Annotated in this window: 13 protein-coding genes; 7 read left to right on the top strand and 6 right to left on the bottom strand. The window is 38.1% G+C overall.

Annotation, left to right across the window (positions count from 1 at the left end; all coding sequences use genetic code 11):
* Positions 1 to 177: 177 nt before the first annotated feature.
* The gene (locus FC748_RS14770) at positions 178 to 2,232 is read left to right on the top strand and encodes a transglycosylase domain-containing protein (protein WP_108030630.1); all 2,055 of its coding nucleotides are present in this window, start codon (positions 178 to 180) and stop codon (positions 2,230 to 2,232) included.
* A 345-nt stretch (positions 2,233 to 2,577) separates the two neighbouring features.
* On the opposite strand, the gene FC748_RS14775 is transcribed toward FC748_RS14770, so the two are convergent.
* The gene (locus FC748_RS14775) at positions 2,578 to 3,093 is read right to left on the bottom strand and encodes a YwhD family protein (RefSeq protein WP_024362849.1); all 516 of its coding nucleotides are present in this window, start codon (positions 3,091 to 3,093) and stop codon (positions 2,578 to 2,580) included.
* A 125-nt stretch (positions 3,094 to 3,218) separates the two neighbouring features.
* Here FC748_RS14775 and FC748_RS14780 point away from each other — a divergent pair, with 125 nt between their 5' ends.
* Both FC748_RS14780 and FC748_RS14785 read left to right on the top strand, forming a co-directional pair.
* Positions 3,219 to 3,404 (top strand): 2-hydroxymuconate tautomerase, encoded by a 186-nt coding sequence (locus tag FC748_RS14780; protein ID WP_024362848.1) that lies wholly within the window; start codon positions 3,219 to 3,221, stop codon positions 3,402 to 3,404.
* Positions 3,405 to 3,506: 102 nt separating this feature from the next.
* A complete protein-coding gene (locus FC748_RS14785; RefSeq protein WP_025218562.1) occupies positions 3,507 to 4,175 on the top strand; it encodes a class A sortase in 669 nt (222 codons plus the stop codon).
* 49 nt (positions 4,176 to 4,224) lie between these two features.
* On the opposite strand, the gene FC748_RS14790 is transcribed toward FC748_RS14785, so the two are convergent.
* The 3 genes from FC748_RS14790 to FC748_RS14800 all read right to left on the bottom strand — a co-directional run bounded on the left by FC748_RS14790 (position 4,225) and on the right by FC748_RS14800 (position 11,875).
* Positions 4,225 to 9,699 carry a collagen binding domain-containing protein gene (locus FC748_RS14790; RefSeq protein WP_108030631.1) on the bottom strand — a complete coding sequence of 1,825 codons (5,475 nt, stop codon included), beginning with the start codon at positions 9,697 to 9,699 and terminating at the stop codon, positions 4,225 to 4,227.
* Between the two features lie 461 nt (positions 9,700 to 10,160).
* Positions 10,161 to 11,465 carry an HD domain-containing protein gene (locus FC748_RS14795; protein WP_024362845.1) on the bottom strand — a complete coding sequence of 435 codons (1,305 nt, stop codon included), beginning with the start codon at positions 11,463 to 11,465 and terminating at the stop codon, positions 10,161 to 10,163.
* 182 nt (positions 11,466 to 11,647) lie between these two features.
* Positions 11,648 to 11,875: a YuzB family protein gene (locus tag FC748_RS14800; protein ID WP_024362844.1), complete on the bottom strand. Its 228-nt coding sequence runs from the start codon at positions 11,873 to 11,875 to the stop codon at positions 11,648 to 11,650.
* A gap of 232 nt (positions 11,876 to 12,107) precedes the next feature.
* On the opposite strand from FC748_RS14800, the gene FC748_RS14805 reads away from it, so the two are divergent.
* Positions 12,108 to 12,758 (top strand): RsfA family transcriptional regulator, encoded by a 651-nt coding sequence (locus FC748_RS14805; RefSeq protein WP_108030632.1) that lies wholly within the window; start codon positions 12,108 to 12,110, stop codon positions 12,756 to 12,758.
* A 36-nt stretch (positions 12,759 to 12,794) separates the two neighbouring features.
* On the opposite strand, the gene lipL is transcribed toward FC748_RS14805, so the two are convergent.
* Complete coding sequence (gene lipL, locus FC748_RS14810; protein WP_108030633.1) at positions 12,795 to 13,628, bottom strand: octanoyl-[GcvH]:protein N-octanoyltransferase; 834 nt, start codon at positions 13,626 to 13,628, stop codon at positions 12,795 to 12,797.
* Between the two features lie 163 nt (positions 13,629 to 13,791).
* On the opposite strand from lipL, the gene hemQ reads away from it, so the two are divergent.
* Positions 13,792 to 14,544, top strand: coding sequence for a hydrogen peroxide-dependent heme synthase (gene hemQ, locus FC748_RS14815; RefSeq protein ID WP_024362841.1), 753 nt, complete (start codon positions 13,792 to 13,794; stop codon positions 14,542 to 14,544).
* 36 nt (positions 14,545 to 14,580) lie between these two features.
* Here the strand turns inward: hemQ and FC748_RS14820 are convergent, their stop codons facing one another.
* Positions 14,581 to 14,763, bottom strand: coding sequence for a hypothetical protein (locus tag FC748_RS14820; RefSeq protein ID WP_025218558.1), 183 nt, complete (start codon positions 14,761 to 14,763; stop codon positions 14,581 to 14,583).
* Positions 14,764 to 15,751: 988 nt separating this feature from the next.
* Between FC748_RS14820 and FC748_RS14825 the strand changes: the two genes are divergently transcribed.
* On the top strand, positions 15,752 to 16,120 hold the full coding sequence (locus tag FC748_RS14825; RefSeq protein ID WP_370510652.1) for a cell wall hydrolase: 369 nt from the start codon (positions 15,752 to 15,754) through the stop codon (positions 16,118 to 16,120).
* A 20-nt stretch (positions 16,121 to 16,140) separates the two neighbouring features.
* Positions 16,141 to 16,476 carry a spore coat protein GerQ gene (gerQ, locus tag FC748_RS14830; RefSeq protein ID WP_024362836.1) on the top strand — a complete coding sequence of 112 codons (336 nt, stop codon included), beginning with the start codon at positions 16,141 to 16,143 and terminating at the stop codon, positions 16,474 to 16,476.
* The last annotated feature ends 57 nt before the right edge of the window (positions 16,477 to 16,533 follow it).

The following is a 16,533-nucleotide window of genomic DNA, read 5'->3' on the forward strand; positions in this document are numbered from 1 at the left end:
TTCATTTAAAATCTACAAAGTGCAATGCTGTTGTCGAAAGCTAGCGTTTCATATCAGTACAAAAAAAGTATAGATGTTTTTGAATAAAGTGCAATAGTTTTTGCTTACAATTCCGATTAAAGAATAATATTCAGACACATACTAAACGCAAGTTGTTAGAAATCGAGGTGAAGTCGGATGAAAAGAAAAAGCTATCAACGTAAGCAAAAGCGTATAAAGCGTACACGCAAAACGCTTACACTTTTTGTCGCCTTTGCATCTGCAATAGTAGTAGCATTTATTGCCCTACGCGTCTATGTTCAAGTGGCTGGTGCACCGCCATTAACTGTACCGAAAGCCTCTATTTTCTTAGATGAAAACGAGAACCAAATAGGAGACCATTTTACAAATGAACGTCGCTATTGGGTAAGTCTTGATGAGATGTCACCCTATTTAGTAAAGGCAGCCGTCGCTGTAGAGGATAAAGATTTCTACAAACATAGCGGTTTTGACTTTTCTCGTATTGCCGGTGCGTTATTAGTTGATATTAAAGCTGGTAGTAAGGTGCAAGGTGCAAGTACAATCACCCAACAATATGCTCGAAACTTATATTTATCCCATGAAAAATCATGGACTCGAAAAGCAAACGAGGCATTGTATGCTTATAGATTAGAAGTTTTTTATAACAAAGACGAAATATTAGAAGGTTATTTAAACACAGTTTACTACGGACATGGTATGTATGGCGTAGAAGCTGCAAGTCGCTATTATTATGGAAAATCAGCAAAAGATTTGACGTTAGCGGAGGCATCCATGCTGGCAGGTGTACCGAAAGGACCAAGTATTTACTCACCCATTGCCAATCTTGAAAAGGCAACAAATCGCCAGCACGTCATTTTAAAACTGATGGCAGATCAAGGCGCAATAACACAAGAAGAGAAAACGCGTGCACAAGAAGAGCAACTTGTTTTGAAGAACGATATGTGGGTTGCCTCTAAATCCGTGGCACCTTATTTCTTGGATGTAGCATGGCAAGAAGCTAGTGAAATTTTAAAAGCAAAAAATCTTGATATTAGCGAAGGCGGTTGGACAATTCAAACAACGCTTAACCTAGGTCATCAAAAAGCAGCAGAAGAAGCTGTAGCTAAAAATATGCCTGCTAATGATTTGCAAACAGGGTTTGTCAGTATGCAATCGAAAACAGGAGCTGTTACAGCGCTTGTTGGAGGGAAAGATTATGCCGCAAGCTCATTTAACCGTGTGACACAAGCTAAACGTCAACCAGGGTCAACGATTAAGCCCGTTTTATATGCAGCAGCGTTAGAAAATGGCTATACGCCTTTAACGTATTTAGATGTCGGACAAACTACGTTCACTATTGATAACGGACGCAGCACTTACTCTCCTAAAAACGTCAACGGTGAATTCGCAGACCATGACATGTCAATGGCTCAGGCAATTGCAATTTCCGATAATATCTATGCAGTTAAAACGTTAGAGGATATTGGATTTAAAGCATTTCATAATATAGCAGACCGTTTTGGTGTAAATATAGGCTCAAAAGACAATCTATCACTTGCTCTTGGAACGATGGAAACAACACTGTACGATATGACAAATGCTTATAATATTTTAGCGTCACAAGGACAAAAAACTGTGCCGACAACGATTATCTCCATTAAAAATGCAAATGGAGAAGTTATTTACGATAATAAAAACGTTGAAAAACAAAATGAAACGGTGCTGTCAAAAGAAAATACCTATATACTAACAGAAATGATGACTGGTATTTTCGATCCTGTATTTAGTGACTACTCACCTGCTACAGGGATTAGTATCCGTTCACGTATGACACATACGTATGCCGCAAAATCTGGTTCTACCAATAGTGATCAGTGGCTTATCGGCTTTACACCAAATTTAACAGCGGGTGTTTGGAACGGCTACGACCAAGGTAAAAACCTTACTTCGAAAGAAGATTCGGCTGCGACAAAGCAAATTTGGATCGACTTTATGGAAAGTGTGAATAAAGGGACTAAAAACGAAGACTTCACAAAACCAAAAGGCGTTAAAGGAGTAGTAATTGATATTGAAACAGGAAAGCTTGCAACAGATGCCTGCCCTAAACAACGTCTTGTATATTTAGAAACGAAGGATGTACCTAGTGAAAAATGTACAAACTTTGATATTCTGGATAGCAATACGTGGGGAGAATTTTGGAATATGCTACCGTTTTTCAACAATAAACAATAATGCGCAACCTTTAACGGGGCATCATCGTTTTATTTAATGAAAGCTCTCGACAAAGGCTATAGACATAAAGCGAAAAAGAAAAGCTTTCTCTTCCCCGGAGACGTGTCCGTGGGAACAGAAAGCTTTTCTTATTTTTGGTCCTGGAAAGGATGAGAATCATGGGGCATTTGGCTTGGGTTTGGGTTGTTCAAATGCCGCATAGCACTCATCACATTCTGGGACCAAGTGTCCTAGCTTACTAAAATGTAAGCTCTGAATCAAGTGTACTTTTTTTCATATCTACTTTCAACCTTATATCGAAAGCGATTGCAAAATGTCACAGATTGTTCAATCATTGTAGGTCTATTATACAAATAAGTCTTGACGTAATTGCTCCTCACTGCGCATCCACAGCTCTGGATTCAGCTCCTCTAGGAAAGAAGCTAATACTTTTTTAGACGCTTCATCCATATGGTCTACAATAATTTGTCGTTTCATCGACTTATCCATTTTATTAACGTGATCCGCCAAAATTTTATATCCACGGCGTTTTTCACGATTTACCACCATTTCACAAGCTGTTACACCAGCATAGTAAGGTCCATCTGCTTTATGGTCAATCGTTACCCAAACCAACCAGTAAGGCTTCCCACCTTCTGAATCAGCACGATCGGTCGTAAATTTAATGCCCCGTTCTACATCGCTACGTGCATGCATCGCCCCAATTTCAACTGAAGCTTTCCCTTCTTCTATATCAATAATGACTGGTGACACGTTTTCAAGTGAAAGCGAACCAATACCAAATCCTTTATGGCCGTCTGTCGGGTCATTTTTTATAATGGTAAAGCCCATTTTTTGTTTTGGTTTCTCTTCATTTGCCATACTTTAATTCCCTCCATTCTGCTATTATAAAGTAAAGCATATTCTTGCGCTTTTGTGCATAAGTAAGAAGTTTATAATTTCTTATAAACTAACTATACAACATAATTCTAAAAGGAGGCACTATTATGCCATATGTAACAGTAAAAATGATTGAAGGCCGTACCGAGGAACAAAAACGCGCACTAGTAAAAGAAGTAACAGAAGCCGTTTCACGTACAGTAAACGCACCTGTTGAAAACGTAACAGTTTTCATTGAAGAAATGTCCAAAAACCATTATGGTGTGGCAGGCGTCCGCTTCAGCGATAAATAACTATAATTCGGGTAGAGCAACAGTCCGCTCTACCCATTTTTTTAGCCAAAGCATTCACGTTGCTATCCTCGATTCTTTCATATAAGGAGGTGACCTTACAATATGAACAAGCTGAAAATATCAGTACTTATTTGTTTATTGATAATCGGTCTACTACTTATTTTTATTAATCCGATTCAAAATGCAGTTATTGCGCACTTAAGTCAACAATTAAATACAACCGATTACAGTGCCAAAGATATCGAAAAGAACAATCAAGCGACAGCAGATTTTGCATTTGAAGATGTTCAATCCCTGTCCATAGCTGAAGTTTTAAAAGCACAGACACAGTTGGATAACTTACCGGTCATCGGCAGTATTGCCGTACCGACTGTAGAGCTGTCTCTTCCTATAATTAAAGGCGTCGGGAATGCCTCCCTTGCTGTTGGCGCAGGTACGATGAAGGCAGACCAAACGTTTGGGCAAGGAAATTACGCCTTAGCAGGTCATTATTTTGAAAATAAAGATATATTATTTAGTCCATTGTATAATGCAAATATTGGTGATGCGATTTACGTAACGGATTTAACAACTATTTATGAATACAAATTAACAACTAAAAAAGTGATTGCAGCAACAGATGTCTATGTCATTGACGATATCCCAAATCAAACTATTTTAACGCTTATTACATGTGCAGATAATGGCACAAAACGCCTGGCTATCCATGCAGATTTTGTGGAGCAATATCCTTTAAACGATGCACCTGCCAAGCTATCAGAAGCTTTTTAGTATAGGAAACCCCCCAAGACTGAATGGTCATGGGGGGTTATTTTATACATTATTTCATTTCTGCCTTACGACGACGTAAGAAGAACAATGCGCCTAAAACAAGCGCTACACCCGTTAGAGTAAGAGCTGTTTGATTGGCTCCATCTGTTTGAGGCAACTTACCTTGTGCCTGTAATTGCGTTTCTAAACGTTTTGCATCTGCTTTGATTTTATCTACATCAAGTGATTTTGCAATTTCTTCCTGCTCTTCTTTTGATAATTGGTTATAGTTATCAATGAAATCTTTATACGCATCTAGCGTATCTTTATTTGCAGTAGAAGTATTAATTGACGGCAAGTTTTTCCCTTGATCAATAACATCTTGTACAGATGGTTTAGACGTATCTGTTTTTCCAGGAGCCGTTGGATCTTTTGAATCTGTTGAAGGATTCCCTGGATTACTTGGCTCTTCTGTATTTGTTGATGGATTTTCAGGATTCACCGGTTGTTCTGGATCTGGTGTTGGCTTGTTCGGATCCACCGGTTTACCTGGTTCTGGTGTTGGCTTGTTTGGATCCACTGGTTTACCTGGTTCTGGTGTTGGCTTGTTTGGATCCACTGGTTTACCTGGTTCTGGTGTCGGCTTGTTCGGATCCACCGGTTTACCTGGTTCTGGTGTTGGCTTGTTCGGATCCACCGGTTTACCTGGTTCTGGTGTTGGCTTGTTTGGATCCACTGGTTTACCTGGTTCTGGTGGTGTTGAACCACCGCCTCCACCGTTATCACCTGGTAATGACGGTTTTACAAGTGCCGAACATGTATCTTTTACAACGAAAGAGCCAATTAAACGACTTCCTTCATATACATTGTACGTTCCTTGTTGAATTGCTTTATCTGGTAAAACAATAGTTCCAGCAACAGACGTTGTTAGCTTGTCGTTACCATTCGCATCTTTAATTGTATTTCCTTTCACATCTTTCACTGTGACTATCGCATTTGCAAGAGGTGTACCAAATGCAGTTTGTACAGTCAATGTAAACGAAGGACATGTAGGTGCTGCTACAATTTCCGCATGACAATTAACGGAATATTGAACTGTAATTTGACCAATAAATAGGTCACCTTGATACACGCTATAGTCCCCTGAAGGAATATCTTGAGATGGCATCGTCACTTGACCTAGTGCGTCTGTTGTTTTGTTTGAAGCAATTGTTGCGCCGTTTTTATCTTTAATCATAATGTTACTTACATTCGGGCGAACATTACCGTTTTCATCTTTCACCGTTAATGTAAAGATTGGACAAGACGGTGCTGGTTGCACTGTTGCTGCACAGTCAACATTCGATTGGAAGCTACCATTTTCTTTGCCATTGACTTCAACTTTATAAATACCTGGTTGCAGATTTGTTAATTCCAGCACACCATTCGTTGTTGTTTTTGTCGCAACAATTTTATCATCTGCATCTTTCACTGTTACAGAAGTACCGTCCGCAACTAAGTTGCCATCAACATCCTTAACAGTTAGTTTAAACGTTTCACATTTTGGTGCTTGTGTAATCGCAGTTTCACAATTCCCTTTGTATGAGATATCAACTGTACTTAAAAATTGATTGCCCTCATATAAATAGTATTCTCCTGCTTTAACACCATTTACATCTTGAATTGACGGCACTGTAAACTTACCGTCTTTATCAGTTGTTACAGTTACAATTTGGCTACCCGTTGAATCTTTCAACGTGACAGTTACTCCTGCACGAGGTACATCAACTCCAGCTTTTTTCTCATTTAATGTAATTGTAAATGCTGGACAAGCTGGTATTGGTGCAATTTCATCTTTACAGCCATCTGTATATTTCACAGTTACATTTCCAATTTTTGTATCATTCGCATCATAAACATCGTATTGTCCTGCTAATACAGTGTTCGGCACTTTTACAACACCATTAGTAGTTGCACCCGTGTATTTCACTGTACCGTTTGCATCTTTCAATGTTACATTTTGGTCTGCTATAGCAGAACCATCTAGATCTTTAATTGTTAATTCAAATTCTTTACACGCATTTGCTGGTGGTGCAATATCTTCAACGTTAACAATTGTATAAGGTTTCTTTGTAACCTCGAAGTTGTTGCTATCATTAAACCTTACTTCAACTGTTGAAACTGCTTTATAGCCTGCAGGTGTTGTTTCTTCTAGTTTATAAATACCGTAGCGTAAATTTTCGAATGAAAGTTCACCATCAACTGTCTTACCTTCTGCTAAGACAATGGATTTGTCACGGTTATATAACTTGAATTCTACGCCATCAAGTGTTTTTGTTGCACCTGTATTCGGATTTACACCTTGTTTCTTAATTTTAAACGTTCCCTTTTTAGCTGACGCATTTGTATCAGATGTACTGTATTTAAATAACTTGTTATCTCCACCTGTAGCGGATGTACCTGCGGAAGTAGCACCTGCATAGTTAATGGATGCATTATTCGATACATTTTCACCCGCGTTCGGGTCACCCATAAAGTACGTTTTGTATTTAATAATATAGCCCTTACCATCGACATTTCCTAAATCTAATGTAAAGGTACCATCTGGCTGTACTTGAATATCGCTAGGACTAATCGCAGTTGCTGTACCAACGTTTTGTGATTTTCCTGTGGCATTTAACTTAATTTCTTGCTTTGTAAATGTGTTTGTTAATAGCTTTTGGTTAGCTGAAGGCGTATCCGTTAACGTAATATTACCTAGCTTTGAGTTGGATTCGTTAATCGTGACTGTCCATTCAATCGTATCTGATGTTGGTTGAGGACTAGCTGTCTTAGTAATTAACTTGTTCGCTTTATCTGTAATCGTTGCGATTGCATCATACGAATATTTACCATTATCTGGAGTATCTAAAACGGCACTATTCGTATATTTTCGAGCATCCGTACTTCCATTTCCATAAACATCATCTGAATCTTTTGATTTGTACTCTATCAAGTACGCTTCATTATTTTCTGCAGCCGTTAACCCTGTAAATGTAAGTTCATAACTTGTCACATTGCCTTGGGCATCTTGTGTAACAGATTTCACATCCCATTTAGTAGGATCTAATGGCGCATCTTTTGTTCCTCTTTCATCATTCACACCTAATTTTAAAAGATTTACAGTAATAGCATCTTTTAAACTTTGACCATCTGGAACAATAATATGGTGTCCTGTACCTAATGTATCTATTAGTTTTGCACCTTCGATGTTTTGCTTATTAATGTTAATACCAATTTTCCAAGAAAATTCTTGTTTACTATTATCGACAATTGCATTGTCTTTATAACCATTTTTACCTGTAGGCGATGTTGCGGATGGTTTATAGCTAGCATTTTTTTGTGCTTTATTATTTGTACTTGTTTGACCATCCCACGTAGCATCTGCTACATTGTCATAGCTTTGTGCCACGCCACCGTTTGATTCAATATCAAACTTTGTTTTGTATTCAATTGTTACAGTTCCTGAAGGGATCGATGAGAATGTCATTGTAAATGCTTCGTCTCCGATTTCTCCTCCATTATTAATTGTTGGTGCACTACTATTTGTAACATGGAATACTTTACTCGAACCATCCCACGATGTTAACTTATGCTTCAACGTTTTACCGCTCGCATTTTTCGTTGAAATAGTATCTGCAATGACAAAGTTTGTTAATGGTTTTTCAGCATTAATTGTTAGTTTCCAAGTAATTGTTTTGTTGACATAGTCAATTGCGCCACGTTCTTTGCTAAAGATATTTGATACAATGCTTACAGTATCTGATGACGAACTATCATCATCTAAGCGCTTTACAGTATTTGTGATACTCCCTGCATTTGCATCTGTGACAAATTCTTGATCAAACTCTGTATTATACTTAATCAAATAAGCTGCACGCGGATTAGCAGCAACATCTTTAGAAAAATCAATAGTAAATCCTTGCGCAGTATCATCACTTAATGCATAATCTGTATCTTTCGTTAACAGTGTTTCTGACGCTGCTGTTTGACCATCATCATTTAACGTTACACGATACACTTGGAAATTAGCATCATATTGTATATTGTGCTTTGCCCCATTATTGTTTGCTGGAATGGTATCAGTTAATGATTGGGAAGATTTTTTGCTAAGATCTTCTCCTAACCAGTTATACTTAATCTCCCAAGATGCTTCGTATTTATTATTCGATTTAATAGTTTTTAGTAAAGCTGGGCCATACGGGATATTTACTTGTCCTGGACTTGTCTTAGTAACGCCGTTATTTGTGAATTCTGCTGTGTTCTTATACGTCATATTGGAGCTTGTTGGATCTGCTGTAACTTTCGTTTTATACGTTAGTTTGTATGCAAAACCTCCCGCATCCAAATTGACAGGGAATGCTGTTGAACCACTGTCATAACTTACTGGCGCTCCTGGATTACTTTTGTTAATACCATTTAAGCCGATTGGATATTTCTCAACTACTAAACTACCTGCTATAAATGCATGATTTGCATCTGGCGTATCGTCTACTGTAGCACCTGAAACAATTGGTTTACCTTCTGTGTTGACCCAGACTGTCCAATCAATTTCAGCGCCATCCGCTTCACGTGTAATTGCACCGGAAGATTTAGTGATTGGCTCACCACTACCAGTAGGCTGAAATATAAACGGTAACGTAATATCTGCTTTGCCTAACACAGGCATTACTAATTCTTGATCAAGTTTAGACTCGTCTTGGAAATTGCCAAACTTGGCCATAAAATCAAATTCAATCTCTCCATCAACACCGTCTTCGATGTCACTCTCTAATGTTACGAGTATTTTACCAGCAGAATAGCTATACGAATATGTAGCGTATTCCGTAGTTTTCGAACCTGAAAACGAGTTACCTACTTGCTCAATCATATATTGTGGTAAATCAAACGTAAATGTAGAACCTACACCATAGCCCTGCGTAGGCTTCACATCAAATACATAGTTTAGATAAACTGTGTCACCTTTTTTTGGTGCAGCGTCGGCTGGAATTTGTGATGAGTTCTCGATTACCTCGCCTGTTGGACCAGTTAGTCGAATACCCGCAGATAATCCACTTACATTACCTTGCATATCACCAGCAGTTAACGCTAATGGTGCTATGTTCATAGGTGCTATTTGCGGTGTCGTTGCGTCAGTCGCCTCTTCACTTGGCTTTGCTTCACCTTCAGCACCGTCAACTTTGTCAGATTCATCCGGTGGTGTCACGGTTGAATTATCCGTGCCCCCCGTATTAGCATCTGTCCCATCAACTTCCCCTGTATCACCAGGTGTTGGCACTGTTGCATCCGGATTACCGGTGTCACCAGGTGTCGGTACTGTTGCATCTGGATTGCCTGCGTCACCAGGTGTCGGCTCTGCTGCATCTGGATTGCCTGTGTCCGGCGAATTAGAAGTAGTTTCACCATTTCCAGCTTCAACTGCTGGAGGTACAGAAGAACCTGTATCTTCTGCAAATACGGAAATCGGTGACAGTACCGTTTGGAACACTAGCAACAATGTAATGATTGCTAAATTTAATTTTTTCATGTTTCTCTCCCTTTTTAAGTTCAGAGAGATCCCTTAAAGTGTTTGCGGACGACATGTAAGTTTTCACACTATGCGAAAACTTTGCTACAAACATTCGGTTTGCCCCTCTTCCCCTCTAATAACGTGTCGTCTCATTGATACATAAGAACCTTTCATCACTCGGTACACATACCGTTTTTGTATCGAAAACTGGTGTGTGGCGCCTCTGCTGTATAGAATGGCCTCACCCCCTTTTGGTTTTCATTCATTATAAGAAATGATTCTAAACAAATTCTAAACATTGCCATTTTTTTCATTAACAATTCCTATATTAATGACATCTTCACTAATCGAATATGTATTTGTGCACAAGAAAAAGCACTAAACCGTCACTATTTTTTAGTGAGTTTAGTGCTTTTGTATTACTTATATAAAATAAGGCGTTTATATATAACCAAATTAGATAGATTTACACTTGATTTTTAATGTATTTGTAATAACTTTATAATTTGCTGTTTCACTGATGCTTGTGTACTAGAATCCTCTAATATATCAAGTGGAAAATATACTTTATGATCTCGTTTCATGCGTCCTGAAATGGAATCAACGATAATAGATTCGCGTGATAATTCACGTAATTCTCCGTTTTTCATTTCTAAAAAGATAGGGACTCGTACTTCTTCCTCACCTGGTCGATAAAAATCGTAAGGGAGATCTGCCGTTGTATCATGGACAAGGTAGTAGTCTGGATTGATGTCTGCTTGTTTAAATAACGCTTGTAACTTTTGATATTTTTCTAGTTCTACTCCTGGATCTAAATCAATGTATTGGAATAGCTTACGATTCACAAAACGGCGACTTAAATCACTTAATATCGCATCATCCTCTTGCATCCATAATTGAAAATATGTAAACAGAATACTTTCATCTAGGGCAAGGTAATCTTCCAACGTAATCGTATTTTGGAAAAATGCCAAAAAATGTGTAGGCTCATGCTTAAACTTATAGCCTGCATTACTTAATTGCTTCGCTCGCTTTAAAATATTATTCAAAATTACTTCTGCACTTCGCGATACAGGATGGAAATAGATTTGTAAGTACATTTGATAGCGACTCATAATATAATCTTCTACAGCATGCATGCCGGTTGCTTTAATTACTACTTGATTTTTACGTGGACGCATTACGCGTAATATACGTTCCATATCAAAATGACCATAGCTTACACCTGTAAAATAGGCGTCACGTTGTAAGTAATCCATACGATCCGCATCAATTTGGCTTGATATTAAGCTAATGACTTGTTTGTTCGGATACGTTTTTTCAATTACTTGTGATACTTTTTCAGGAAAGTCGGGTGCAACTTTTTTTAGCACCGCATGTACTTCCGTATCCCCAAGCAAAATTTGTCTTGTGTAAAATTCATGATCTAACTCAAACACATTTTCAAATGCATGTGAAAATGGACCATGTCCTAAATCATGTAATAGGGCTGCACAAAGCACTAGCAGTCGCTCGTCTTCATCCCAATCAGGGCGACCTACAAAAACATCATCGATAATGCGACGCACAATTTCATAAACACCAAGTGAATGACTAAAGCGACTATGCTCTGCTCCGTGGAATACTAAAAACGTAGTGCCTAGTTGGCGAATTCTACGCAAACGTTGAAATTCTCTTGTTCCTACTAAATCCCAAATAACTTGATCTCGTACATGTACATAACGATGTACAGGATCTTTAAATACTTTTTCTTCTTGTAATTTTGCCTTTGCATAATGTGTCATTTGTACAGCACCTCCATTTCATCTTTCTTCTATTATATGCAAACATTATAGAACTAGCATAGAGATTACACTGTAATTATAGAGACTATCAACCTAATTAAACGTAATTTCCACTTCATACAGGTTATTATCGTCCTAAAACAAACAAAAACTACCTTCAGCCGTGTGAAGATAGTCTTTTATTACTTATTTTTTAATTTAGCTAAAACTTTTTCCATTAGTTCTTCTTCCGTTAATGCAGCAACAGGGCGACTATTTACAAATGTAAATGTTTTTTTACGACCTGGGCCACAATAAGAGTGACAGCCAATTTCGATGGTTGCATCAGGATCGATTTCCTTTAATTTTGGAATTAACGTTTTTAAGTTAACGGCCTGACATTCATCGCAAACTTTAAATTCGTTTGCCATTTTGTCAACAACCCTTTCTATATAGTATTTTTCAATAAAATTATCTAATGTCCGCATAACCTTCACATATTTAAGTATGTAGCATACGCACAAACCTACAATCGGTATTGTATCGTATTATTCCCCTTGTATTCAAGCATAATTCCTTTCACATAGATGAATAAAAGGTTAAAAGATTGGTCATGCTAGACATAAATAAAGAAATTCCAAATAAAGGTGGGAGGATTTTATAATGAGTAAAGTAAGACAAGATGCTTGGTTAGAAGAAAATGATGAATTGCTAGCAGAGGCAGTAATTCGTCACGTAACGGAAGGTAGTACACAATTAAATGCTTTTGAAGAAGCTGGTGATGCGTTAAATCGTACGGCGGCTGCATGTGGTTTCCGTTGGAATGCAGTTGTTCGTAAAGCTTATGAGGAGCAACTAGCTGAGGCGAAAAAAGAAAGAAAAGAGAGAATGCGAGTGTTGGGTGCACCAGCAAGACGTCGTTCCACAAATATGTTTACAATAAATAATAGTGATACAGATAGCAAGTCAATTCCTCTATCTGCCCTATCACTTGATATTGTCATAGCATATTTACTACGTTTACAACATTCTGGTGAAATAGGTAATGAGTCTTCAAAATGGAGACAACTTGTGCACGTAACATCCGAGGAAAATAAAAAGCTAGAGAAAACAATTGCTCAGCTTGAAGAAGAAAACCGTGCAATTCGCAAAGATTATGAGCAGTTTGTCCAAATTATGAACCGCGCTAGACGCCTTGTAACGCTAGATGAAGAGGAAGAACGTATTGCTCCGGTTTTTAAAATGGAGAAAAACGGAAATCTAGTTATTAGTGGTCCAACCTATCAAAAAGAAAATGGCGATGTGCTTAGTTAGCACCATCGCCTTTTTTGCTAGAAAATATGATTACATTTACTTCAACGCAAGCATTTTGGCATTTCGCTCTAATACCCGTTGTAAATAAAATGCATATAATGGTAATTCTTCATCATAAAATGGCTCTAACCGAACTTCTTCAGCCATTGTATGCAGCATTTGCTGTAAACGAATGACTACGTCTTTGACTGTTAAAGAGGCATCCACTAATTCACTTAACGAAGCCATTACATCTGGTAGTATTTGAGGATACGTAAATTTCGTTACCTCTCCTTGTAAACTTTCAGCGTAAAAATCACGAATTAGTGCCGCACGCTCCGCTCCGCTTCCTTCAATACATAAATAAATTTGCACTGCTACACCTTGTCGTAATCTTCTTTGGGAAATACCTGCAAATTTCTTGCCTTCAATACTTAAATCATAGGAACCTGGGCAATAGGAGCCGACTATTTCATAGGCTTCGATTTTATCAGCAGCTTCAGGAAATAGTGCTTTAATCAACGCAACCATGACATCATAGCCATCATTAATGCCTATGGCTGTTGTTTGTTCAGATAAAACAACTGATATATTTAGTATCCCTTCATCTAACACAACGGCAAGACCACCTGAATTGCGAACAATGGGATGATAGCCTCGCTTCTCAAGCAACTTCATGCCTTGCTGTACATAAGGTAATCGATGATCTTGAATGCCAAGTACCACCGAAGCATTATGTACCCATGTACGAATAGTCGGTGGTGATACGAGCTGTCCTACCAATTGACATAATGTATCATCTGTTGCAAATGATTCAAGGGGGCTGCTATTTTTCAAGCTAATAGATTGATCATAAAAACGCCAAATCGGCTGTTGTAAATTACTGTTCATGTATTTTAAAGCTCCTCTATTTCCATCATCTCTTCTCTTTAGCATACATCATCCATAGATGGTGTCAAATTGGTGAAAATCAGTCATGAATTTAGGGATTTTGTACAAACTATGATAAACTAAATTAAGAATGATTTTCACTTATAAAGGAGTGCTTTGCATAATGAATGAAGCAGCAATTACATTAGACGGTTGGTACGCTTTACATGATTTCCGCTCAATTGACTGGGCTTCTTGGAAACTTGTGTCCGCAGAAGAACGTCAAGCAGCAGTTGAAGAATTTATTGCTTATTTAGAAAAGTTAAATGAAGCAGATGTTGCTAAAACAGGTGCTCATGCTTTCTACGCGATTGTTGGTCAAAAGGCCGACTTTATGATTATGACATTACGCGAAACAATGGATGAATTACAAGAGCTGGAAGCGGAATTTAATAAATTAGCTATTGCTGATTTTACTATTCCTACATATTCTTATGTATCTGTTGTTGAGCTTTCAAACTACTTAGCTGGCGAATCAAACGAAGACCCATACCAAAATCCACATGTCCGTGCACGACTATACCCGGAACTACCTCGTTCTAAGTATGTTTGCTTCTACCCAATGGACAAGCGTCGCCAAGGGAATGATAACTGGTATATGCTATCAATGGACGAGCGTAAGTCATTAATGCGTTCTCACGGTATGATTGGTCGCGGCTATGCTGGTAAAGTAAAACAAATTATCACTGGTTCTGTAGGTTTTGATGACCACGAATGGGGCGTTACATTATTTGCAGATGACGTATTACAGTTCAAAAAACTCGTTTATGAAATGCGTTTTGACGAAGTTTCTGCTCGTTACGGTGAGTTCGGTGAATTTTTCGTCGGTAACCTACTTGATAACGAAAAATTGGTTAATTTCCTATCAGTTAAATAAAAAAACGCGAGTCCATATCGAATGGGCTCGCATTTTTTATACTTCATTTTCCTCACTGTATTCAGATTCTACTATTAAAATAATGGTATGAATAAAAAATCCAATAAGAATCATGAAAAATACTAAATACCAATCATATGGCTGATCATAATACTCAGCAATTCCAACAGCCATAAATGCACTTGCGATAATGGCTACAAACATACCGAAAATACGCATTGTACTACTCCTTTTTATAAAAACAATAATCAGTTTCACTTTAGTATGTCACAATGCATTTTCAATATACTTGCAAATCATAAGTTTTTTCACATTTTTTCGCAAAAAGATAATAAAAATTTTATCGCATTATTCAAGTGGGAAGAACAAATACATCTTCTTGTTAATTGTACTGAGGCTGGGACAAAACTAAAAAAAATTAAGGAGCAGAGGAAAGGGATTCATAAATTTTTGGTATATGGAGACTTAGCACACTTAGCTATTCTTGCTTTTGCAATAAATAAAAAATTAGAAGTGTTCACTAGTTGTTGGTAGCGGAGGCGGTGACTCCTGCGGGACAGCACAGAACGTAAGACGCGGGCATTCCGCGCGATAGCGAGGGTTGCGGCTTACTGTGCTGAGCGGAAAGCACCACCGAAGCGGACAACAACGGCGCAGCAAAAAAGTGTTAGATTGACTGCCATCAATTTAACACTTTTTCTCTTTTGTACCAGCCTCTTATGAATGGGACATTACGTAAAGCATTAAGAGCTTTCATCCTTCACTTTTAAAATAATAATAATCGTATTTATGAAAAAACCTACCAAGATTATTACTATAAAAAGATACCAATGGAGGGGTTGACCATAGATATTCCCAAGCAAAAATGCGAGCACTGCACTTACTAAAATTGCAACCCAAACACCTTTCTCCATCTCTCGTCACCTCACATGTATTCATACACATGCAATTTTCTCTTATAATCCCCTAATGTAATGTTTATTTTATCTTTACCCCATTGAATATAGTAACTATCGTAAAACCACCTTTTATTGACGGACTCCCCCGTTATTACTAATATATGCTTCATCATTTTGATTTGTGAATTTCTTTCTTATCAAAATTGAACATGTCTACAATACCTTCATGCATATACTGTTTGCGAGGAGGTTTGAAAATCGCTGTAATAAAGACGAATGATGCACAAACAGCTTTGCTTGCAAGGCTTATGCGTGCGGAAGCTGAAGGCGAAGGTGAATTAGGCATGCTGATGGTCGGCAATGTTGGCGTCAATCGTGTACGAGCAGATTGTCTAGATTTTGGTGATATTCGAACACTGGAACAAATGGTTTATCAACGACCAGGGGGGTTTGAAGCAACAACAAAAAGTTATTTTTATCAACGGGCACGTGAACAAGATCTTCGATTAGCAAAAAGGGTTATTGAAGGTGAAAGATTTCATCCGGCTACCCGCTCTCTGTGGTTTTTCCGACCTGCGGGTGACTGCCCTGCACAATGGTATGGACAGTGGAATACAGGACGTTTCAAATCGCATTGCTTCTTCTCTCCAACGGAAGAAGATTGCCCTCAAATTTAAATGAAAGAAGGTTGATACTTATGATGCCTTACTATTGGACACCGACAACACAGCAACAAATGACGCCTCCTCCAGTGACGCTTCCAAGCGGACGGCCACCTGGACGTGAGGAATCGTATATTGAAAACATCTTACGTTTGAATCGAGGAAAACCTGGTACTTTCCACTTTTCCTTCGAACATGCTGTTGAGCAAGGGAAAAATACCAAGACTGTACGAGGTGTTGTAGAAGCTGCGGGTCGGGATCACGTTATTTTACGAGAAATCAAATCGAATCATCGTTTTTTATTCCCAATGATTTACTTTGATTTTGCTGAATACGATGAGGAAATGTCTTATTTCAATCAAAATCCATAACTGAAATGAGGTTAGAAAAAAAGAAAAAGTGTTAGATTGACGCAATCAATCTAACAC

This window comes from Lysinibacillus sphaericus, from assembly GCF_005217585.1.
Lineage (GTDB): Bacteria > Bacillota > Bacilli > Bacillales_A > Planococcaceae > Lysinibacillus > Lysinibacillus sphaericus.

What these genes read in the sequence shown, in the direction of transcription:
- FC748_RS14770 (WP_108030630.1), top strand. Translation starts at nt 178, where the DNA reads ATGAAAAGAAAAAGCTATCAACGTAAGCAAAAGCGTATAAAGCGTACA.
- FC748_RS14775 (WP_024362849.1), bottom strand. Translation starts at nt 3,093, where the DNA reads ATGGCAAATGAAGAGAAACCAAAACAAAAAATGGGCTTTACCATTATA.
- FC748_RS14780 (WP_024362848.1), top strand. Translation starts at nt 3,219, where the DNA reads ATGCCATATGTAACAGTAAAAATGATTGAAGGCCGTACCGAGGAACAA.
- FC748_RS14785 (WP_025218562.1), top strand. Translation starts at nt 3,507, where the DNA reads ATGAACAAGCTGAAAATATCAGTACTTATTTGTTTATTGATAATCGGT.
- FC748_RS14790 (WP_108030631.1), bottom strand. Translation starts at nt 9,699, where the DNA reads ATGAAAAAATTAAATTTAGCAATCATTACATTGTTGCTAGTGTTCCAA.
- FC748_RS14795 (WP_024362845.1), bottom strand. Translation starts at nt 11,465, where the DNA reads ATGACACATTATGCAAAGGCAAAATTACAAGAAGAAAAAGTATTTAAA.
- FC748_RS14800 (WP_024362844.1), bottom strand. Translation starts at nt 11,875, where the DNA reads ATGGCAAACGAATTTAAAGTTTGCGATGAATGTCAGGCCGTTAACTTA.
- FC748_RS14805 (WP_108030632.1), top strand. Translation starts at nt 12,108, where the DNA reads ATGAGTAAAGTAAGACAAGATGCTTGGTTAGAAGAAAATGATGAATTG.
- lipL (WP_108030633.1), bottom strand. Translation starts at nt 13,628, where the DNA reads ATGAACAGTAATTTACAACAGCCGATTTGGCGTTTTTATGATCAATCT.
- hemQ (WP_024362841.1), top strand. Translation starts at nt 13,792, where the DNA reads ATGAATGAAGCAGCAATTACATTAGACGGTTGGTACGCTTTACATGAT.
- FC748_RS14820 (WP_025218558.1), bottom strand. Translation starts at nt 14,763, where the DNA reads ATGCGTATTTTCGGTATGTTTGTAGCCATTATCGCAAGTGCATTTATG.
- FC748_RS14825 (WP_370510652.1), top strand. Translation starts at nt 15,752, where the DNA reads ATGCGTGCGGAAGCTGAAGGCGAAGGTGAATTAGGCATGCTGATGGTC.
- gerQ (WP_024362836.1), top strand. Translation starts at nt 16,141, where the DNA reads ATGATGCCTTACTATTGGACACCGACAACACAGCAACAAATGACGCCT.